The organism is Marinomonas profundi (assembly GCF_020694005.1).
GTDB classification, from domain to species: Bacteria; Pseudomonadota; Gammaproteobacteria; order Pseudomonadales; family Marinomonadaceae; genus Marinomonas; species Marinomonas profundi.
Window position 1 is genome coordinate 2,554,766 of record NZ_CP073013.1, and the last position, 21,047, is coordinate 2,575,812.

The 21,047-nt window shown below is 46.8% G+C and carries 18 protein-coding genes; 7 read left to right on the top strand and 11 right to left on the bottom strand.

Going from position 1 to position 21,047, the window contains the following annotated elements:
• Positions 1-196 precede the first annotated feature (196 nt).
• The gene (gene hexR / locus J8N69_RS11975) at positions 197-1,063 is read right to left on the bottom strand and encodes a transcriptional regulator HexR (RefSeq protein WP_168827215.1); all 867 of its coding nucleotides are present in this window, start codon (positions 1,061-1,063) and stop codon (positions 197-199) included.
• 88 nt (positions 1,064-1,151) lie between these two features.
• On the opposite strand from hexR, the gene J8N69_RS11980 reads away from it, so the two are divergent.
• Entirely contained in the window at positions 1,152-2,054 is a 903-nt protein-coding gene (locus tag J8N69_RS11980; RefSeq protein ID WP_168827213.1) for a phosphotransferase, read from the top strand.
• Positions 2,055-2,062: 8 nt separating this feature from the next.
• A complete protein-coding gene (ung, locus tag J8N69_RS11985; protein WP_168827211.1) occupies positions 2,063-2,782 on the top strand; it encodes a uracil-DNA glycosylase in 720 nt (239 codons plus the stop codon).
• Between the two features lie 57 nt (positions 2,783-2,839).
• Here ung and ygfZ read toward each other — a convergent pair whose 3' ends face one another.
• The 3 genes from ygfZ to J8N69_RS12000 all read right to left on the bottom strand — a co-directional run bounded on the left by ygfZ (position 2,840) and on the right by J8N69_RS12000 (position 8,328).
• Entirely contained in the window at positions 2,840-3,757 is a 918-nt protein-coding gene (gene ygfZ / locus J8N69_RS11990; RefSeq protein WP_168827209.1) for a CAF17-like 4Fe-4S cluster assembly/insertion protein YgfZ, read from the bottom strand.
• A gap of 99 nt (positions 3,758-3,856) precedes the next feature.
• On the bottom strand, positions 3,857-4,864 hold the full coding sequence (locus J8N69_RS11995) for a response regulator (protein ID WP_168827207.1): 1,008 nt from the start codon (positions 4,862-4,864) through the stop codon (positions 3,857-3,859).
• Positions 4,861-8,328: an MHYT domain-containing protein gene (locus J8N69_RS12000; protein WP_168827205.1), complete on the bottom strand. Its 3,468-nt coding sequence runs from the start codon at positions 8,326-8,328 to the stop codon at positions 4,861-4,863. Before J8N69_RS12000 ends, J8N69_RS11995 begins: the two co-directional genes overlap by 4 nt.
• A gap of 263 nt (positions 8,329-8,591) precedes the next feature.
• On the opposite strand from J8N69_RS12000, the gene xylB reads away from it, so the two are divergent.
• A complete protein-coding gene (xylB, locus tag J8N69_RS12005) occupies positions 8,592-10,082 on the top strand; it encodes a xylulokinase (RefSeq protein WP_168827203.1) in 1,491 nt (496 codons plus the stop codon).
• A 29-nt stretch (positions 10,083-10,111) separates the two neighbouring features.
• Here the strand turns inward: xylB and J8N69_RS12010 are convergent, their stop codons facing one another.
• The 6 genes from J8N69_RS12010 to J8N69_RS12035 form a co-directional block, all read right to left on the bottom strand.
• Positions 10,112-11,005 carry an AraC family transcriptional regulator gene (locus tag J8N69_RS12010; protein ID WP_168827201.1) on the bottom strand — a complete coding sequence of 298 codons (894 nt, stop codon included), beginning with the start codon at positions 11,003-11,005 and terminating at the stop codon, positions 10,112-10,114.
• Positions 11,006-11,223: 218 nt separating this feature from the next.
• Positions 11,224-12,654, bottom strand: coding sequence for a mannitol dehydrogenase family protein (locus J8N69_RS12015; protein ID WP_168827199.1), 1,431 nt, complete (start codon positions 12,652-12,654; stop codon positions 11,224-11,226).
• Between the two features lies 1 nt (position 12,655).
• Positions 12,656-13,750 carry an ABC transporter ATP-binding protein gene (locus tag J8N69_RS12020; protein ID WP_168827197.1) on the bottom strand — a complete coding sequence of 365 codons (1,095 nt, stop codon included), beginning with the start codon at positions 13,748-13,750 and terminating at the stop codon, positions 12,656-12,658.
• A 16-nt stretch (positions 13,751-13,766) separates the two neighbouring features.
• On the bottom strand, positions 13,767-14,597 hold the full coding sequence (locus J8N69_RS12025; protein WP_168827195.1) for a carbohydrate ABC transporter permease: 831 nt from the start codon (positions 14,595-14,597) through the stop codon (positions 13,767-13,769).
• Positions 14,598-14,607: 10 nt separating this feature from the next.
• The gene (locus J8N69_RS12030) at positions 14,608-15,468 is read right to left on the bottom strand and encodes a carbohydrate ABC transporter permease (RefSeq protein WP_168827193.1); all 861 of its coding nucleotides are present in this window, start codon (positions 15,466-15,468) and stop codon (positions 14,608-14,610) included.
• 100 nt (positions 15,469-15,568) lie between these two features.
• A complete protein-coding gene (locus tag J8N69_RS12035; protein WP_168827191.1) occupies positions 15,569-16,888 on the bottom strand; it encodes an ABC transporter substrate-binding protein in 1,320 nt (439 codons plus the stop codon).
• 323 nt (positions 16,889-17,211) lie between these two features.
• On the opposite strand from J8N69_RS12035, the gene J8N69_RS12040 reads away from it, so the two are divergent.
• Entirely contained in the window at positions 17,212-17,487 is a 276-nt protein-coding gene (locus J8N69_RS12040; RefSeq protein WP_168827190.1) for an FAD assembly factor SdhE, read from the top strand.
• Positions 17,459-17,902, top strand: a complete 444-nt coding sequence (locus tag J8N69_RS12045) for a hypothetical protein (protein WP_168827188.1) — start codon at positions 17,459-17,461, stop codon at positions 17,900-17,902. Before J8N69_RS12040 ends, J8N69_RS12045 begins: the two co-directional genes overlap by 29 nt.
• Positions 17,903-17,914: 12 nt before the next feature.
• On the opposite strand, the gene nadB is transcribed toward J8N69_RS12045, so the two are convergent.
• Positions 17,915-19,558, bottom strand: a complete 1,644-nt coding sequence (nadB, locus tag J8N69_RS12050) for an L-aspartate oxidase (protein WP_168827186.1) — start codon at positions 19,556-19,558, stop codon at positions 17,915-17,917.
• Positions 19,559-19,779: 221 nt separating this feature from the next.
• On the opposite strand from nadB, the gene rpoE reads away from it, so the two are divergent.
• Together rpoE and J8N69_RS12060 are read left to right on the top strand one after the other, a co-directional pair.
• Positions 19,780-20,367, top strand: coding sequence for an RNA polymerase sigma factor RpoE (gene rpoE, locus J8N69_RS12055; protein ID WP_168827183.1), 588 nt, complete (start codon positions 19,780-19,782; stop codon positions 20,365-20,367).
• Positions 20,368-20,369: 2 nt separating this feature from the next.
• Positions 20,370-21,047 carry a sigma-E factor negative regulatory protein gene (locus J8N69_RS12060; protein WP_168827182.1) on the top strand — a complete coding sequence of 226 codons (678 nt, stop codon included), beginning with the start codon at positions 20,370-20,372 and terminating at the stop codon, positions 21,045-21,047.

Consider the following 21,047-nt stretch of genomic DNA (forward strand, 5'->3'; position numbering starts at 1 on the left):
TTCTCTGACAAAGTTACAAAAAAATCGTATTTTGCGATGAGAGGCGCGCTTTTCTCTCTCTTTTTCTGTTTCTATGCTTGGTCTGTTGCGTGACTGTGTTTGTTTTGCTGATGGAAAGAAATGAAAAAGGCGCATGTTATGCGCCTTGTGTTTGCTTTTCTGTCTGGCTTTTTACCAGTGCTGAGAGCAGAAGTGGTTATTTATTTTCGATCTTAGGCAGGCGAGTATCTTGTATGCTTTGTTTGAGCTTTTTAAGATGCGCATTGAATTCAGGGCCGCGTTTTAACAGCACTCCGGTTGCCAGTGCGTCAATCAAGGTTAGATACACAATCCGTGAACTCATTGGCGTATAGATATCGGTATCTTCGGTCTCTTCTATCGGCAATACAATCGAGCAATGTTCGGTAAGGGGCGAATCTGGATTGGTGATGCCAATTACCGAGGCGCCTGTTGCTCTTGCCACTCGTGCGGTTTCGATCAATGGCAAGGTTCGACCTGTATAGGAAATAATCACGATAGCATCACCAGCGTGAGCACCCGCGGCAGCCATACGTTGTACTAGAATGTCGGTGTAGGCAACAACCGGCATGTTCAAACGGAAAAATTTATGGTGTGCGTCTTTGGCGACAGGGCCTGAGGCGCCAAGTCCATAAAACTCAATGCGACGTGCTTGAGCCAATACATCGACTGCTCGGCTGATGAGCGCTTCGGGTAAAATCTCTTGAGCACGAGTTAGGTTGTTTTTCGCGGCTTCAAATATTTTGGCAGTGACGGCGCCTGGGGCATCGTCTGGCTCGACATTAAGGTTCACATAAGGTGTTCCTGTGGCGAGGCTTTGGGCCAGCGATACTTTAAAATCAGGAAAGCCACTGCCGATAAGGCTGCGACAAAAACGGTTTACCGTTGGTTCACTGACTTCCGCTCTGGCGGCAAGTTTCGCAATACTGGAATGAATCGTGGTTTTAGGGTCGGCAAGAATAGCTTCCGCAACTTTACGTTCGGATTTGCTTAATGTGCTCAGTCGTTCTTGTATCTTACGAATAATGTCTTCGTGTTTATTCATTGATCTGCTTCAAGTTGTCTATTGACTCGGATGGTTCGGTTGTTCATTCTGACAGCCACTGACAATTCTGGCAATAAAATGATGCAAAATGACAACACTATCTGAGTATTTCGTTAAAATGGCAGGAATATTGCCTACCCTGGCGGAGATTGAAACTACTTTATTAGAGGACGGCTTTTCAAACAAGGTGTATTTGATCCACTGGCATCAAATTCCTCGCCTTGTGCTTAGAATTCCGAGTTCGGATGCGTCCGCTTTTGGTATAGATAGGTCGAGTGAAAATGCGGTTTTGTTGGCGGCGGTTAGGGCGGGTATTTCACCGCCTGTGCTTTGGCATGATGATCAAGGTGCGTTTGCCTGTCAGTTTGTGTCTCAACCTTCTCTTGATTGGGCGGTTTTTCATCAAGATAAAGAGATTCCACGTCTCGCACAAGCGCTAGTGCAGGTGCACAGTTTACCCATGGGACAGCATCACTATGATGTGTTCGATGTGATTGAACATTATTTGGCTGGCATTTTGTTTCATTGTGGTGATAACGCGTCGTTGCTGGTGGAATACGACTACCTTAGCGCTCTTTTTAGACAATTAACCCCGCCCGACGTGTTTTTAGCGCCCGTGCTTTGCCATAACGATTTAAATCCTAAAAATATCTTAATGGACAGTGAACAATTGTGGCTTATTGACTGGGAATACGCTGGCGTTGGTGATCCGCTATTTGACCTTGCGGTGGTGGTTAAGTCCCACAATTTAGACGCAAGGCAAACGACGTTGTTGTTGCACTCATATCGATCGGACCTTCCTGAGGTGGAATCGTTAAAGGCGATTCAAACGTATGTCAAAGCCTACGGGCTAAGAGAAATGGCTTGGCTGTTGTTAAAGCACTTAGTGACGCCTGAAGAGGCATTGTTGCGACAACATTATGATGAATTTAAAGCAACACCCGGGTTAAATCCTTTTCATGAGAAAGGCTTGGCGCGATTAATAAAGTGAGCGAAGTAATGACATTAACCGGAGATTGGCAAGACTATTTAGCCGATGAATTTGCCCAAGACTACATGCTGGCGTTACAGGCATTCTTGCAATCAGAGCAACAACATAAAACCTTATACCCTGCTGAACCTGAGTATTTTGCGGCGTTAAACGCGACGCCGTTTAGTCAGGTAAAAGTCGTGATTCTGGGGCAAGACCCTTATCACGGCGAAGGTCAAGCCCATGGTTTGTCGTTTTCGGTAAAGCCCAATATTAAAGTGCCGCCGTCTTTGGTGAATATTTATAAAGAGCTTGAAATGGATTTAGGCATTGTTCCGGCGCAACATGGTTTTCTGGGCCAATGGGCGGAGCAGGGTGTGTTGTTGTTAAACAGTGTGTTGACGGTAGAGGCGGGTAAAGCCGGTTCTCATCAAAACAAAGGCTGGGAGATCTTCACTGATAAAATCATCGCGCTGATTAATCAGCACCACCAAGGCGTTGTTTTTATGTTGTGGGGCGCTTATGCGCAGAAAAAAGGTCGCCATATTGATCGTCACCAACATTGCGTGTTGGAAAGCGTTCATCCATCGCCTTTGTCGGCTTATCGTGGCTTTTTGGGGTGCCAGCATTTTTCAAAAGCCAATGACTATTTAACCACGCTTGGCAAAACGCCCATACAATGGGCATTGAAAGGCGTTGACGATAACATGGCTCACGCAGAACAAAAGGCGCAAATACCCTTGTTCTGAGTGAATGCGCTTGTTCCGAATGAGTGCTCTTGTTCTAGGCGAGCGGAGAGGCTTGCGTTATTTTTTTGTGTCTAATTGATAGGGCAATGGAAGTAGGCTAATGACTTGCTTGTCCAGCAGAAGTGATTGAGCATCGCTTGGCTCAATGTTTAAGATGATTTGTGCAAAATAAGTGTCTTCTACGGCACTCACATCAAGAACCTGTCCGATGTTTTTACCTTGCGCATCTAGAATGTCTTCTGCGTTGCTCGGTTGACCTTGCCATGTTGCTAGGGCCAGTTGTTTCTTTGATTTTCCTCGATACTGCATGCGCGCCACAATTTCTTGCCCTGTGTAACAACCTTTGGTGAAGCTGATGCCGCCTGTGCGTTGCATGTTCAGCCATTGAGGCAAGACTTGTTCGCTTTGGTCGAGTGAAATGAGGGGGCGCGCCGACAGTATGCTAAGCCCCGCGAGTGCCGTATTGTGCTCTGCAGTGGCGCTATTTTCCGCGCGATCAATAAGCCATTCGATGGTGAGTGGGTATTGGCATAGGGTCATTTTAACGGTGTCTTTGTCTTGGCTCACTGCGAGATTTTCCGCGAGTGACTCTGGCGCGTGGTCGAGAGCGCTTTGCGTCAGTTTGGCATAAACTTGGTAGTGATCTTTGTCATTAAACAGTTCAGTTTTGAAAAAAACGGCGTATTTTTTCAAATGGGACAAGGTGCTATCGAGCAGGTCTTTGCTCATCAGCATGAGTATGTCTGCGTTATCTTGGAGTAGGTAAAAGTTACTGATAATACGTCCTTTTACGCTGCAAATTGCGCCATATAGACCATTTTCTGCGGTGAGTTTATGAATGTCGCAGGTGATTTGGCCTTGTAAGAACTTTTTGGCATCGACCCCTGTTACTCGCAATACTCCGATGTGGTGTTGCTTAGCGATGACGTGTTCATTTTGTAAGATGGCGTTAACGGTGTTGCTTAGCGAGGTCATAGAGTGATTTCCATTAAAGGTCTTGTGTCATTGGTCGGCATGAATAACTGATCAGTAATGGCTATTTTAGGATTTTCAATAGTCTACTGGTCACCATGCTTATTGTTTGGTTTGTTCTGCGAATTGCGCTTTGATTTGCAGTAGCTTGGGCAATTCTTGCTGCAATAATGGTGGCAATGCTGGGTCAAAGTGCTTGCCGCTTTGCGCCATAATGTAATCAATAGCCTCTTCTGTTGACCAGGATTTTTTGTAGGGGCGCTCGCTGGTTAACGCGTCAAACACATCGGCTAGGGCCACAATACGGCCTTCAATCGGGATGTTTTCGCCTGCTAAACCATTTGGATAGCCTGTGCCGTCCCATTTTTCATGGTGGGTCATGGCAACCGAATGGGCCAGCTCAATCAGGTAGGAGCTAGGGTTGGATAAAATTTCACCGCCTATTTGGGTATGGGTTTTCATGATCTCGTATTCGTCTGCGGTGAGTTTGCCAGGTTTTAAGAGAATGTTGTCTGCAATACCGATTTTTCCGATGTCATGCATGGGAGCGGCCATCATTAAATCGTCAGCGGACTCTTCACAAAAGCCGTAGGCCAAGGCGATGACTTTCGAGTAGCGGCTCATGCGCTGTACATGCATGCCGGTCTCGTTGTCTTTGTATTCGGCGGCGCGGCCAAGTCGCTGTATTAGGTCGATGTGGGTGATGAGCAGTTCGTCGGATCGGATCAAGGATAAATGGGTTTTGACCCTAGCCAATACCACCGCAGGGACGATGGGTTTAATAATGTAATCAACGGCGCCTATTTCAAAGCCCTTGGCTTCATCAATGCTGTCTTTGAGGGCGGTGACAAAAATCACGGGAATATGAGCGGTGGCGGGGTTTTGTTTGAGTCGCTCACAGACTTCTAATCCGGTCATTTGTGGCATCATGATGTCTAGCAATATCAGGTCAACGGATTCTTTTTCGACCAAGGCCAATGCGTCTTGACCTGAGCGAGCGAAAGACAGGCGATAGTGAGCCGTTTGTAGAACTTGCCGCAAGACCCTTAAATTGGTGGGTTCATCATCAACCAATAGAATGCGAGGCGCGGGTTTGTTGCCGATTCTCATTCACTGATCTCCTGTTGAGTCGTTTGTTTTGAGTTGTTTGTTTTGAGTTGATGAGTTAAGTCGTTGAGTTGCTCGATAGCAAGGTTAAAGTTGAAATCTGCAATGGCTTCGCCGATGTCGATTGCTTGTTTTTTCATCTCGCTTGGTACATGCCTAATCAATTGTTGTATTGTTTCATCGTTAATTTCCCCTAAGCTGGCTGAGGTAATGAGTGCGTCGATTAGCGGTGGCAATTCCACCTTGTTGAGTGGTGTCGAGGGCGCCTCGGCTGTTTCGGCGTCGGTGGCATGGGTTTGCATTAAAGTCGCAAGCTCCTCTGAAAAACAATCTAATAAGGGTCGCAGTGCTTGAATATTGGCTTGGCATTGTTCTGCGTCTTCCGCGCTGGCGGCCATTTCTATGGCGGCCATTGTGTTCGATATGGAGAGTAAAGCCAGATTCCCTGAGGTGCCTTTGATCGCGTGGGCCAGTAGTCCGATCTGTTGGTATTCGTGAGTCAATACATGCTTTGTTAAGACATCGACTAGGTTGACATTTGTGGTCAAAAATTTGGCCATTTCAGACAGATAAACCGCCAAGTCACGCCACAATAATAGGCCTTTTTCAAGGTGGATTTGTGTGTGCTTTTGTCGTGACTGAGGCGATTTTAAGCGTGACTGTTTTAAGTGCGACGGCGGTAAACTGTGTAAATCTGGCGTTTCGTCATGTGTTAAGTGATCTTGCGTTAAATGATTTTGAGCAACATTATTCGATGTTTCAGTCAATACTCGAGCCATTTCGGCGGTTAAATTATGCAGATCGATCGGTTTGTTAGCAAAGCCGTCCATGCCCGCTTGTTGGGCGTCGCGCTTGTCTTCTATTAATACGTTAGCGGTGAGGGCGATGATAGGAGTGTGCGACAGTTGCTTTTCTTTTTCATACTGGCGAATGATTTGGGTCGCCATTAAACCGTCCATTTTGGGCATTTGAATGTCCATTAGAATTAAATCAGGCTGTATAGACTTAAATTGCTCAACCGCTTCTAAGCCGTCTTTGGCGACAAAGATGGCATGGCCGTGACGTTTTAATAATAAAGTGAGCAAGGTAAGGTTTTGCTCAATGTCGTCTGCGATGAGTATTTTCTTGGGTTTAATGATCGTCAGTTGTGGCGTTGCAGTGTCAACGGGTAAATCGGATTCGATAAGGGGAAGATCAAAATAAAAATCACTGCCAATGCCGAGCTCACTACTGACCTGAATGTCTCCGCCCATGAGTGTCACCAATTGCTTGGAAATACTGGTTCCCAATCCTGTGCCACCAAAGCGACGGCTCATGGACGCATCGGCTTGGGTAAAGGGGTCGAAGATATGCGTTAGGCGCTCCTCGGCGATGCCGATCCCCGTGTCTTTTACCGCAAAGCGTAAGTGCTCGTTGTCTTGCTTGGTAATGGTGAGAGTCACGCTGCCTTGCTCGGTAAACTTGATGGCGTTGCCCAAAATATTCATTAACACTTGACGAATTCGGTCTTCCGCCCCCCAGTAAGAAGTGGCCACGTTTTGTGCGATGTGAAAATGCAGAGCCAAGCCTTTATTTCTGGCTTGCAGCCATAATGTTGAGATAACAGTATCGACCATGTTGCTGAGCATAAAGGGTTGTATGTCGAGTTCTAGTTTGTTTTTTTCTAATTTGGCGCTGTCTAGTATGTCGTTGAGAAGGTGCAGTAATGAACGTGCAGATTTACTGATGGTGGCTAAATGCTTTTTGTTTTCATCTGTGGTGTCTGATTCTAATAAAATATCAGAAAAGCCAATAATGGCGTTCATTGGGGTGCGTATTTCGTGGCTCATATTGGCTAAAAATGACGCTTTGCTTTCGGCTGATGCCTCGGCTTTGGCTTTGGCTAGGCGCAGTTCATCTTCTATTTTTACGCGTTGCGAGATGTCTAGAATGACCCCGTCAATCCATTCCGGCTCGCCCTGTTCGTTATAAATGACAGAGCCATTTTCGAGCACCCAAACAGAGTGGCCATTTTTGTGTGTTAGGCGATATTCTATCTTGTAGGTGTTGTGCTCTTTGGTGGCTTCCTTGACGGTGTGGGCCGCCTTGTCTTTGTCTTCTGGGTGGATCATTTTGCCAAAAGAAATCCTATTGTTATAGAAGTCTTCAGTGGTCCAACCGGCGACATCGTAAATGGCATCGCTGACAAATAGCGTTGTCCATTCGTCGTCCATTAAACAGCGAAAGGAGGCGCCGGGAATGTTTTTGATCAGCGAGCTGAGTTGTTTTTCGCTGGCTTTGATGGCTTTTTCCATGGTTTTTCTGGCTGAAATATCACTAATAAAGCCAACAAATAATGTCTCACTGCCCGGAATGTCTACCAAACCGACGCCAAGGCGAATCGGGAACACCTTGCCGTTCTTGTTGACTGCTTCAATTTCGTACTCTGCGCCGGAAAAAGTCACTTCGTTGGTGTTACGAAAGTGCGTTAAGGCGGTGTTAAATGCCTCAGCATGATGAGTGGGAAATAACAGGTGAAAAGAGCGGCCAATAATGTCTTTTTCTGACCAGCCAAATAGGGTTTCTGCGGCTTTATTAAACGCCTTGATCATGCCATTGCTGTCAATGCTGATAATGGCGTCAATAGCGGTGTCTAAGGTGGTTTTTAGGCGTATTTCGCTGGCGGTTTTTTCTTGCAGTAGTTGCCTGTAACGCAGTTGAGAGGCGATGTTAGCGGCCAAAATAGACAGTAATAAAGTGATGGTCGCGACCACAAACGAGAAGTAACCATTAGAGCGATCGCCAAGGTCGGCCATGTGGGTATGGCCATCGGAAATAAAGCGCGCTCCCGCCATGCCAGCATAGTGCATTCCTGAAATCGCCATACCCATGATCAACGCGCTGATGCTGTTGATCCATATTTGGCTGAGTCCTAAGGATAATCTTTTGACATAGTAATGGGTCGACAGAGCGATTGAGGCGAGCACCACGGCAATGACGAGAGACAGCACAAACCAGACAGGGTCATAGCGTAAATCAACACTCATTTGCATGGCGGCCATACCAATATAGTGCATAGCGCCAATGCCTGAGCCAACTAACACACCGCCTACCAACAGTTCCCAAAGCGTTAGGTTTGGCTTAATCAGTCGCTTTAGCGTGATGTAAGACGCCACAATGCTGGGCAGCAGAGATAACGCCGTTAACAAGGGGTCATAGGAAATCGCATGACCCATGTTGAATGCCAGCATGCCGACAAAGTGCATACTCCAAATACCGCCCGCCATGATAAAAGAGCCGGACACCAAGGCGATGTTCTTGTATTTTTCGATCACAATGTGCTGTGCGATGGAGGCAAAATGTAAGGCGAAAAAAGACGCGGCGACGGCTAATGACACAGAAAGGGCAACTAATAAAATGTTGTAATGGCCCATTGCAAGATGACTTGGGTCGACTTGTGTAACAAAAAAATGATTAAGCCATTGCATTAATTGTACTTCTACCTTTTCTATGGAGAACCAGCATGGTGTCTTTTATGTAGGCTATGGTAACACCTTCAATTTGTGGCGACATCCTCAGGCGTAAAGCTAACGGTTTTTATGCGTTTTTTATACTAAAAAGGCCTATTTTCAAAAAAATATTGACTCAACTGCTGATTATTTCGACTATGAAACGACAGGGTTTTATTGGCGCCAGTATGCCAAGTGAATAATAACCTCCCACATAATCTTCTGACAAAATGAGCAATAACATGTATCTAGGTCTTGATCTTGGAACCTCTGGTTTAAAAGGTGTGGTAATTGACGACAAGGGCAGCGTGGTGGCGCAAGCGTCTGCTCCGTTAACCGTGAACAGCCCTCAAGCAACGTGGTCCGAGCAAGATCCTGAATCCTGGTGGCAAGCTTGTCTTGAGGTGATTGAGTTGCTACATCAGCGTCTTGATTTGAGCAAAGTCAAAGCCATTGGCCTGTCAGGGCAAATGCACGGCGCGACGTTATTAGATCAAAATGGACAGGTGTTACGTCCCTGTATTCTGTGGAACGATGGTCGAAGCCAAGCCCAGTGTGAAGCCTTGATGACGCAATTTCCTGAGCTTATTGAGCGTTCAGGTAATCTTTTTATGCCGGGATTCACCGCCCCCAAAATACGTTGGGTACAAGACAACGAAGCAGACATTTTTGCTAAGTTGGCGTTTGTGTTGCTGCCTAAAGACTATTTGGCCTATCGACTCACTGGCACCATGTCATCGGATTGCTCCGATGCGGCGGGAACATTGTGGTTAAACCCTCAAACTCGTCAATGGGATGATGCGTTGTTGGCCGCAACAGGGTTAACACAAGCCAATATGCCAACGCTTTACGAAGGGTGTGATCTGGTTGGTGAGTTGTCCCCAGAAGTTGCACAGGCGTTGTCTTTGCCGGTGTTACCCTTAGTGGCAGGCGCGGGTGATAACGCCGCCGGCGCAGTGGGCATGGGCGTTACCAACCCAAATCAAGGGTTTATTTCACTGGGTACCTCGGGTGTGTATTTCACGGTGAGCGAATCTCACAAAGCAAACCCAGAAAATACCGTGCATGCGTTTTGCCATGCGTTGCCGAATCGTTGGCACCAAATGGGCGTGACATTAAGCGCGGCGAACTCTCTTGCTTGGTTTGCTAAATTAGTCGGTCAATCGGTCGCGGAACTCTTAGAGGCGCTCGATGATTGCCCTGATCATACGACGCGGGTGTTGTTTTTGCCTTATTTAAGTGGCGAACGGACGCCTCATAATGACCCTTTGGCAAATGGTCAGTTTGTTGGGTTAAGCAATACGACTCGTGTTGAGGACATGACTTTGGCGGTATTAGAGGGTGTGGCTTTCTCTTTATTGGATTGCCAAAATGCGTTGGATAGCGCGGGAAGCAGGGTGGAAGAGTTGTCTTTGATTGGCGGTGGCGCACGTTCTGCGTTATGGCGTCAAATTATCGCCAATGTGCTAAATAAGCGTCTTATTTACCGTGATGGTGGCGATGTGGGGCCTGGGCTAGGAGCCGCCCGTTTAGCGTTATTGGGCGAACAACAGCGTCAGGGAAAAGCGATTGAGGCTTTAATTGCAGAATATTGCACCATGCCAGATGCCTTGGCGGTTCATCAGCCAGAGGCCGCCACACAAGCTTATTACCAGCACAAATACGCGCTTTATCAATCACTGTATCAGGCGACAAAAGACTTAAACGATAAATTGGCACAGTCGTCTTGGTAGCACTAAAAAACGGCTATTGGATGAGGGCACTAGTGCGCGGTGGTGCCTTCGATATGAATATTGCTTTGTGTCCGAAAATCTCTAGGGGTGACGCCTTTGAGTTCATGGAAGCGGCGGTTAAAGTTAGCCACATTGTTAAAGCCGACTTGAAAGCAGATCGTGGCGATTTGCTGGTCGGTTTCGGTGAGCAAACTGCAGGCTCGGCTAATGCGGACGCGATTCACAAATTCAATAAAACGATTGCCTGTGGCTTTTTTAAAAAAACGTGAAAAGTGGCTATCCGACATGCCAATCAAGCTTGCCACGCTAGAAAGCGTAATGTCTTGGCTGTAGTTCTGTGACACGTAATCGACAACCGTGTTGATTTTGCGCTGTAATGTCTCGTTTGATTTTAAATCAATCTGTACCGTAGACAGCAAACGATAACTTCGGCTTTGGGCCAGCTTTTGCAGTAGCGGAAGTGAAATAATCAACCTTGATAAGCCGCTTGAATCCCGTACTTTTTGGAAAATATCGGCTAGGTATTGATGGTTTAAATCGAAAAACTCAATACCGGATTTTGCTCTAGCAAGCATGGGTAAAATTTCGGCCAATTCTGGAATGATCTTCATACCATTGGAAAAAGACTCGTGGTCAAACCGTATCACCATGTCTCTTAGCGGGATATCTTCTTGATCGTTTTGGCAAATCCAATTATGTGGCAGCCGAGGGCCGGTTAAGATCAATTGACCTGGTGCGTAATTACCAATGTAGTCGCCGACAAACACTTTTCCGGACGTTGCCACGATAAAGTGCAATTCATAGTCGTCGTGGGCATGCCAGCGAATAAGATCGCTTGGATGACCGTGCTCTAAATAACGAATGGTTTCATTGTCTTCGACAATTTCGTATTCGGGGGTGATGCGTTTGACGGTATTTAGCATAATTTTCTCGCTCAAGCCGTATTTTTTGGCGCTTATAATGTCACCATTTTTGCCATGTATTTATTATGGATAACCGCTTCAAGAAGGCAAGGCTTGCCGCCTTGTCTGCTTGAAGCTGATTGTCGCTATCTAAGCATACATACATCTAAACTATCTAAGCATACATATATCTAAGCATACATATATCTAAGCATACATATATCTAAGCATACATATATCTAAGCATACGTTGCCATATTGGTTTGAATGGCGCTCGTGAGCTGTGTCACAAAATCTGGGTATTCTGTTGGCAGATTGCCCCACAAAAAACGATCGGTGACAAAAGCCTGAATCCCCGCATCATCATTACTGAATGCGGCCAGTGAGGCTTTGTTTGGCTCATGATAAGGCGTGCTAAGCTTGCCTTGATCCGATAGCTGTATAAAGGTGAACCAGCTGGCAATGCCTTGAATGGTTTTGCTAGGTGTCCGGCCTTTTTTATAGCAGCCTTCTAAGGTTGGAAACACAAATATTGGGAATTTAGCGTAGCCATCGGTGCAAATCCGTTCGATGGTGTCGCCAATGTTGGCGTTACTAAAGCGTTGTGCGATGACTTCGAAATACGCGGGTAGATCCACCACAGAATCACCGATAGCAGGAATCGAATCTTGCAAGATAAAGTCGGTGAAATACTGCTTTAATGCGTTATCGCGCATGGCTTCATCAAAATAGGTGAGCCCTTTTAACGCCGCTTGGTAGGTAACACAAGTGTGGCCTGCGTTTAGGATGCGAATTTTGGCTTCTTCAAAGGGGTCGACTTTATCGACAAACTGCACGCCAACCAGATCAAGAGCGGGTTTTTGCCCTGCAAAATTGTCTTCTACTACCCATTGAATAAAATCTTCGCCCATCACGGTCATTTCATCATCAATACCAAAGCGAGTGCGCACATCGTCAACGTGTTGTTGGCTGGGTTTTGGTGTGATTCTGTCTACCATTGAGCAAGGAAAAGAAACATGCTGCTCAACCCATTTGATTAAGGCTTCATCTTGCTTGGCGGCCAAAAATTGCAGCAGCCCGGTGTTTAGCAATTCGCCGTTATGGCGCAGGTTGTCACAGCATAAAAGGGTGATTTTTGCATTGGATACTTGGCTGCGCTGCTTTAGACCTGCGTATAAAAAGGCGTAAAGCGTGTTACGACTCCCTTCCACATCCGCTTTAATAGCAGGGTGTTCAAGCATTAAACGACGGTTTTCGTCCAGATAGTAGCCGCCTTCAGTGACCGTTGATGTCACCAGCTGGGTACGTTCATCCGCCATCAGCGCATCGACTGCTTCGGGCGTTTGGGCGCCGTCAATTTGTTGTACGATAGAACGAATGTGCTCGTAGTGCGTTTCGCCATCAGCCGCCATGGTTTTTAGGACGTATTCGCCTTGCTGTTGCATGAAGCGAGTAAAATGCTGGCTATCTTGTGGTCGTATATTGACGCCCGTAATGCCCCAATGACGCTGTGTGTCGTGGCTTAAAAGTCGGTCAAAATACACGGCTTGATGAGCGCGATGAAACGCACCAACACCCAAATGAATGACGCCAGCTTGAATGGTGTTTTTGTTGTAATCCTGTACAGACAGCTGTTCACTGTTTAACGAGGCGTGTAAATAGTTGCTCATGCTAGGCTTCCTCTGGAATAACGGAAATGACACGATCATTCTCGTTGAATAAAATGACTTCGGAAGTATCAATTTGGATGCTGACTTCTTGTCCGTCTTTAAGCTCTGTTCGAGCGGGTGCCTTGATGATAATGGTTTGATCATTAGACAACTGCAGGTGTGCGTAAGCTTCGGAGCCTAAATGCTCGACTAATTCAATCCGACCTGTAAGGTCGCCGCCGTCTTTTACAAGCGTCATGTGTTCAGGGCGAATGCCGACAATAACGGACTCAGGCAATGGGCCTTTTAAGCGATTCGCGGGGAACAAGATGGATTGCCCGAGCAGGTCGATGGCAAAGTTATCTTCTTGGCGAACAATTTTATTGGCCTTAATAAGGTTCATTTTTGGCGTACCAATAAACTCTGCGACAAAGCGGTTATTAGGCTGACGATAAAGCTCTAATGGCGTGCCGACTTGTTCTATTTGACCGGCGTTCAAAATTACCACGCGGTCCGCCAAGGTCATGGCTTCTACTTGATCGTGGGTCACGTAAATCATCGTGGTGCCCAGTTTTTTGTGCAGGCGAGCCAGCTCTAAACGCATCTGTACGCGCAGCGCCGCGTCCAAGTTGGACAGCGGTTCATCGAACAAGAAGACTTTAGGTTGACGCACAATCGCGCGGCCAATGGCGACGCGTTGACGTTGGCCACCGGACAGCTCTTTTGGCTTACGCTCTAATAACTCATCCAGCTGCAAGGAAGCCGAGACGGAACGCACTTTCTCTTTGATCTCTGCATCCGACACCTTCGCAAGGCGCAGCGCAAAAGACAGGTTGTCCGCCACCGTCATGTGTGGATACAAGGCATAAGATTGGAACACCATCGCCAGATCGCGCTTTGACGACGCAAGCTCGGTGATTTCTCTGCCATCTAGGTCAATGCTACCGCCAGTGCTGGATTCAAGCCCGGCAATGGTGCGTAACAAGGTGGATTTACCGCAGCCAGAAGGCCCAACAAACACCACAAATTCCCCTTCGGTAATGGTGAGGTTGATACCGCGAAGGGCGTGATAATTGTCGTAATGTTTTTGTAGATCTGTAATCGTTAAATAAGACATAAAAATTTCCTAATAATTATTTTACGGCGCCGAAAGTCAGGCCTTGTACTAGTTGCTTTTGACAGAACCAACCGAAAATAACGATTGGTGCGCAAGCCAGCGTGGAGGCGGCGGATAATTTTGCCCAGAATAAACCTTCAGGGCTGGAGTAAGAGGCGATCATCGCGGTTAATGGTGCGGCGTCGGAGGCGGTTAGGTTCAATGACCAAAAGGCTTCATTCCAGCACAACACGATAGACAAAAGAGCCGTTGATGAAATGGCGCCAACCGACAGTGGCAGCACGACTTTAACCACTTCGTCCCACGGGGTTGCACCGTCCATTCTGGCGGCTTCGAGGATTTCTTTTGGTAAGTCTTTGAAGTAGGAAAACAGCATCCAGACAATAATAGGCAGATTCATCAGGGTGAAAATGATCACCAATGCCGTTTTGGAATCCAACAGCCCATAATCGCGACATAAAATGTAAATCGGCACCAAGACGCCAACTGCGGGCAACATTTTGGTCGAGAGCATCCACAACAAAATGTCCTTGGTGCGTTTACCAGGGAAAAAGGCCATGGAGTACGCCGCCGGAATGGCAATGATCAAGGCAATAATGGTGGAACCAAATGAGGTCACCACCGAGTTCCAAGCATGATGAAGGTAATCACTGCGTTCTTGAACGACTTTAAAGTTGTCTAAAGTCGGTTCAAAAAACAGCTGTGGCGGCACCGAGATGGCTTGCAGTTCAGTTTTAAAGGAGGTGATAAACATCCAGAAAATAGGAAAAAATAGCACCAATGCCACTGTCCAAGCGAATAAGCCAGTCAGAATGATTTTGAGTTTGCGTTGTTGATTAAGAGTCATCGTATTCACCTCACACCGTTAGGTTTTTGCCAACGGCACGAATTAAGAAAAAGGCCACAATATTGGCGAGTATGACCGCAAATAAACCGCCTGCTGAAGCGACACCAACGTCATATTGGAGAAGCGCTTGGTTGTATATCAGATAGGCTAAGTTGGTACTGTCGTAACCCGGGCCACCACCAGTCGAGACAAAAATCTCTGCGAACACGGCCAATAGAAAGATGGTTTCTATCATGATTACTACGGCAATAGGACGCGCAAGGTGAGGAATGGTTAGATAGCGGAAAATATGCCAACCGGTCGCGCCGTCCATTTGAGCGGCTTCTTTTTGTTCGGTGTCTTGGGATTGCAGTGCGGTGACAAACACCAGAATGGCAAAGGGAAGCCATTGCCAACTGACCATAATGATGACGGACATTAAGGGGTAGCTGGACAGCCAGTCGATGGGCTCCAGTCCTAAGGATTGCGATATCCAAGCGAAAATCCCATAAACCGGGTTCATCATCATGTTTTTCCAGATCAAGGCGTTGACCGTGGGCATGATAAAGAAAGGCGAGATAAGCAACACACGAACGATGCCTTGTCCGAAAAAAGGCTTATCAATTAAGGCGGACAGCATGACGCCTAACACAACGGTGATGATCAACACGGACAGCAGCAGTATGAGCGTATTGGACACCGCAGGGATAAAGCCTGGGTCGGTGATGAAGAACTCAAAATTCATCCAGCCGACGAAGTTATTTTGGCCTGGGTACAGCAGGTTGTACCGTATGGTGGAAAAATAAATGGTCATGGATAACGGAATAATCATCCAAACCAAAAGCATGATGACGGATGGCGCCATTAATAAGCGAGTGATTGAGCGCTTCATGATGTGTTTCTCTTATTATAAGCAGGGTTTTGCTCTTGGTAGAGCGGATCAAAAGTAAGAAATAGGGCGGTTAGCCCTATTTCTTGATCAAGCTTGGGGGTTAGTAATAACCGGCTTGACGCATTTGACGATCTGCTGAAACATTGGCAGATTTCAACGCTTGATCGACGGTCATGGAACCCGCCAATGCCCCTGAAATCATTTGCCCAGTCGTGGTACCAATCGCCTGAAACTCAGGAATAGCAGCGAATTGAACCCCAACATAGGGCGATGGTTTCAGTGTGCTGTCGGTTGGGTCCGCAGAGTTAATGGCTTTTAACTCAGCATCGGCAAAGACAGCGGCTTGTTGAAATTTAGGATTGGCATAAGTGCTGGCTCGTGTTCCAGTGGGTACTGCCGCCCAACCATTATTTTGACCAACCAATTGGATGTATTCTTTAGAGGTTGCCCAACGAACGAATTTTTGCGCTGCTTCTGCGTTTTTCGTTGCTGCTGGTATGCCCAGTGCCCATGCCCAAAGCCAGTTCGCGCCTTTCTCTGTTACAGAGTAAGGAGACTGGGCAAAGCCTACTTGGTCAGCCACTTTACTTTGCTTAGGATCGGTGACAAAAGACGCTGCGATAGTGGCGTCAATCCACATGCCGCATTTGCCTTCGTTAAACAAGGCTAGGTTTTCATTAAAACCATTACTGCTAGCGCCTGGAGGTCCATATTTGCTAAGTAAATCGACGTAGAAGTTCACTGCATTTTTCCACTCAGCTGTTTCCAATTGAGGCTTCCAGCTTTCATCAAACCAGCGAGCGCCAAAAGAGTTTGCCATGGCTGTCATAAAAGCCATGTTGTCACCCCAGCCAGCTTTGCCGCGTAAGCAAATACCGTAAATGCCTTTTTCAGGGTTGTTTACGGCAGCAGCGACATCGCGAATGTGCTCCCAGCTGTCTCTGTCATTGATTTCCATGCCTGCGGCTTTGACTAGGTCTTTGCGGTACATGACCATGGAGCTTTCACCATAAAATGGTGCTGCATACATAGTGCCTTCGTAAGATAGGCCGCCACGAATGGATGGCAAAATATCATTTACATCGAAGTTACCGCTAGTATCGATTGCTTGTAACCAGCCGCGCTCACCCCAGATAGGTGTTTCGTACATGCCGATTGTCATAACGTCATAAAGACCGCTTTTATTAGCGATGTCTTGAGTGACGTTTTGGCGAAGTGTATTCTCTTCGAGGGTAACCCATTTTACTTTTATATCAGGGTTGGCTTTTTCAAATGCGGGTGTGAGTTTTTGCATTTCAATCATGTGGCCGTTGTTTACGGTGGCCACGGTGATTTGAGTTGCTGCGAAGGTGCTAACGGCGGTCATCGCCGCTGTCATGGATACCGCATAAGTTAGGGTATTTTTGGTAAGGCGTTTCATAGGTTTCCCCCAGTTTGGAGTTTCTTTGTTTTTATAGTCGTACCTAATTCTTGATAATCGTTTATCAAGTGATCAATAATATAGGCTATGTCATAATTGACCTGTTAATACATAAATAGCCAATAAATGTACTATTTTGCTTCATTATTCACTTATTGTTAAAATTTGAGTCAATATAATATTCTTTTGAGCTGGCTGTTCGGTCCCTATCTCTTTGTCTATTAAGGTTTTGCATGATAAATGTCATGCTATGAGGCGAAGCCGTTTTCGTGTTTTTTATTTAAATGGTTATAATATCGGCATTCTATTTTAAGGGTAATATCATGATCGAAACCAAAGAATCGCTTAGTTTCAAGCGTCTTAAAATGCAGTGCCGTCGTGGCATGTTGGAGCTTGATGTTCTGCTAGAGCCTTTTTTAGCCGATGTGTATTTAACGTTGGATGAGGAGGACAAGCTGCGTTTCGCTCGTTTACTGACCTGTGAAGACCAAGATCTCTTCCCATGGTTTATGCAAAGAGAAGTGCCGGAAGATCCGAATCATGCGCGTATTGTTGACCTTATAGTGTCTCGTGTTCAGCCTGAAAACTACCGAGCTTAAAGGCTCGCGGATTGGCCTAGCGTTGTGGCTGGTGACGGCCATAGCGTATGCCGCTCTGTTGCGTTTGTACTGGGTGCCGGTTGATTGGCAGGCATTATTTTATGCGCTGGCGTGCGCGAGTGGCGTATGGCTAGTGTGGTTTGTTCGTCGGACGAGTCGGCGTATTGGTATTGATGATCAAGGCGCCTTTTTATTTGAGCGAGGGGCTTATAAAAGGCTGGTTTTTATTCGCGCGAATGATTTTCAGCTAATTGCCCGAGTGGATCAAGGCGACCGTTTTTGGGCGCAATGCTGGCCGGTTTTTCGGGTGATTTATCGTGACAGTGTCGACGCCAACCAATATCAAATATTGCGTTCTTTTGCGGCACAACAGATTGTGTTGCGCCGCAGTGAAAGGCCTAAAAAAACACGCTAGGGCTTGTTTGCATTACGTGCTTATGTCTTTTGTGTGGCTGTTCTTGCGTTCAATAGAATGGGCGTTAAATAGAGTGGGCGTTAATATGGTTGGCGATGTGGCGGCTAACTTGTCTGGGTAGTCTAAGGTAAAGTGCAAGCCACGACTTTCTTTTCGGGACATGGCTGAACGTATGATTAGGTCGGCGACAACGGCAAGGTTGCGCAGCTCTAATAAATCATTGGACACCTTGTAATTGCTATAAAACTCGTGAATTTCGGACAATAACAAGTCGACTCTATGCTTGGCTCTTAGTAGTCGTTTATCGGTTCTAACGATGCCCACATAATCCCACATAAAGCGTCGTAATTCTTGCCAGTTATGGGTAATCACCACGTCTTCATCTGAGTTGGTGACCTTGCTTTCATCCCAATCAGGAATGACGACATCATTGGCTAAAGCATGGTTTTGGGTGATGTGCTGTGCGGCTGAGCGAGCAAATACAATGCATTCCAATAGCGAATTACTGGCTAATCGGTTGGCGCCGTGTAAGCCGGTGTAAGAGGTTTCGCCAATGGCGTAGAGGTTGTCAATATCGGTGGCGCTGTGTTGGTTGACGACCACGCCGCCGCAAGTATAGTGCGCTGCAGGCACCACAGGAATGGGGCCTTTGGTCATGTCATGGCCATATTCTAGGCAACGTTTGTAAATGGTTGGAAAGTGCTCTTTGATAAACTCAGGGTCTTTGTGGGAGATATCGAGCAGCACATGGTGAACACCAAGGCGTTTCATTTCATGGTCGATGGCGCGCGCCACGATGTCCCGTGGGGCTAATTCTTCTCTCTTATCAAATTTGGACATAAAACGGGTGCCATCGGGCAATAAAAGCTTGCCGCCTTCCCCACGCACCGCTTCGGATATTAAAAAGGTTTTGGCTTTGGCGTCGTATAAGCACGTCGGGTGGAATTGATTAAACTCCATGTTGGCCACTCGACAACCGGCTCGCCACGCCATGGCAATACCATCGCCAGACGCTGTGTCTGGATTGCTGGTGTAAAGGTATACCTTGCTGCTGCCACCGCAAGCGAGTGAAATGAAGCGACCATGGAAAACTTCGATCACGTCGTCATCTAGATTCAGGGCGTACACACCGACGGCACGATTGGGGCCAGCGAGGCCGAGCTTTTTCGTGGTGATAACATCTATGGCAACACGATCTGGGTAAAAGTCTATGTTAGGGTGGTTGGTGGCGTTTTTGATTAGGGTTTGTGAGATCGCCAAGCCTGTTGCGTCGGCGCTGTGAATGATGCGTCTGTGGCTGTGTCCGCCTTCTTTGGTTAAGTGGTATTCTTCGCTTTCACCGTAGCGCGTAAAAGGAACGCCTTGGGAAATTAGCCAGTCGATGCTTTCTTTGGAACGTTCAACCGTAAACCTGATGGCATCTGGATCACCCAACTCAGCGCCGGCGTCTATGGTGTCGTTAATATGTGAGTCGATAGTGTCTTTGTCCGACAGCACCGCCGCGACGCCACCTTGGGCGTAAAGTGTCGACCCTTCACGGATGTCCGCCTTGGTTAAAATGGCGACGCGATGATGGTCCGCAAGCTCTAGGGCAAGTGTTAGCCCAGCAGCGCCTGCGCCAATAATAACGATGTCGTGTTTATAGTGTCGGCTCATTGTATTGATCTAATTCGTGTCTAAAGAATTAATGTTACTATTGTTGCCAATAAATAGTGAATACTTTCTGATGCCCCATTTTGAATATTCATCAGATTTCTATTTTATGTTGGGTGTGTTTTCTTCAAATTGATAAGATGATGGGAACTCACCCAGAGGGTTGTTGTCTTCTCTTGTAATAAGCAAGGGCACAGACAAATAAGGTTTAACATGAGGTGCCTATGCAGCACGAAACGTCTTCTGATCAGGCGTTAGTCGAAAGAGTACAGCAAGGTGACAAACGAGCATTTGATCTTTTAGTGATCAAATATCAATACAAAGTCATCGGTTTAATTGGACGTTATGTACAAGATAGAGGTGAAGCACTGGATGTTGCGCAGGAAAGTTTTATTAAGGCGTACCGTGCAATAGGAAGTTTTCGCGGAGACAGCGCGTTTTACACTTGGTTGTATCGTATCGCGGTGAACACGGCGAAGAATTATTTAGTGAGTCGTTCCCGTCGCCCTCCTGAATCAGACGTTGAATTAGATAATGAAGAAGCATCTGGTGTTTATGAGTTATTAACCGACATTGATACTCCAGAAGCAAATTTAAACACAGAGCGTCTTGAGGCCGCGATTAATCATGCCATTCAGCATTTGCCAGAAGAATTACGTGGCGCGCTGACATTACGTGAGTTTGACGGTCTGAGCTATGAAGATATTGCATTGATCATGGAGTGTCCGGTGGGGACGGTTCGATCAAGAATTTTTCGTGCGAGAGAGGCAGTGGAAAAACACATACGTCCTTTGATGGATGGGGGAGAGTAATCATGGCGGCAAAAAATGATAACCTTTATGATCTGCGCGCGAGTTTGTCGGCAATGTTCGATGGCGAAGCAACAGAACACGATATTAACGGCTTGCTAACAGCAGACTCGGCTGAATTGGCTCAACAGTCGCTGAGTTTGCATTTAATCCAGCAGACACTTCATAAAGACTCAGAAGTGTCGATTGGCCTTCAAGACAATTTGCTACAGCGTATACAAGCACAGCTCAGTGCCGATGAGTTGGGCATGCCTGTATCCGGGGAGAAAGCTCATTCCGTTATTAGGCAAGAGCGCTTTGAATCGCGAGACAAGGTTGTATCGTTGAGTTTGCCGGTTTTGTTGGACAAAATGTCTGACGAGACGCCTCGAAGCTCGTGGAAAACGGTGTTTTCTAGTTTGGCGGTGGCGGCCAGCGTGACCTTTGTGGTTATTTTGGGCGGTAATGAGCTGTTTTCTCTTGATGGTAATGTGTCGGCAGAGCAAGTAACCGCAGCAGTGCCGAATGGCATGGTGACGCCTTTAGAGGTTGCGCCGCTGGCGTCTTTAAACAGTGATGCGCTGCAAATAGACAATACTAGGTTGCAGAATTACCTTCGCCAACATGCGGAGCAAGCGACGATGACGGTAGGTCAAGGTATGATCCCTATGGCGAGAGTCGTCAGTTATCCCATGAAAGAGTAA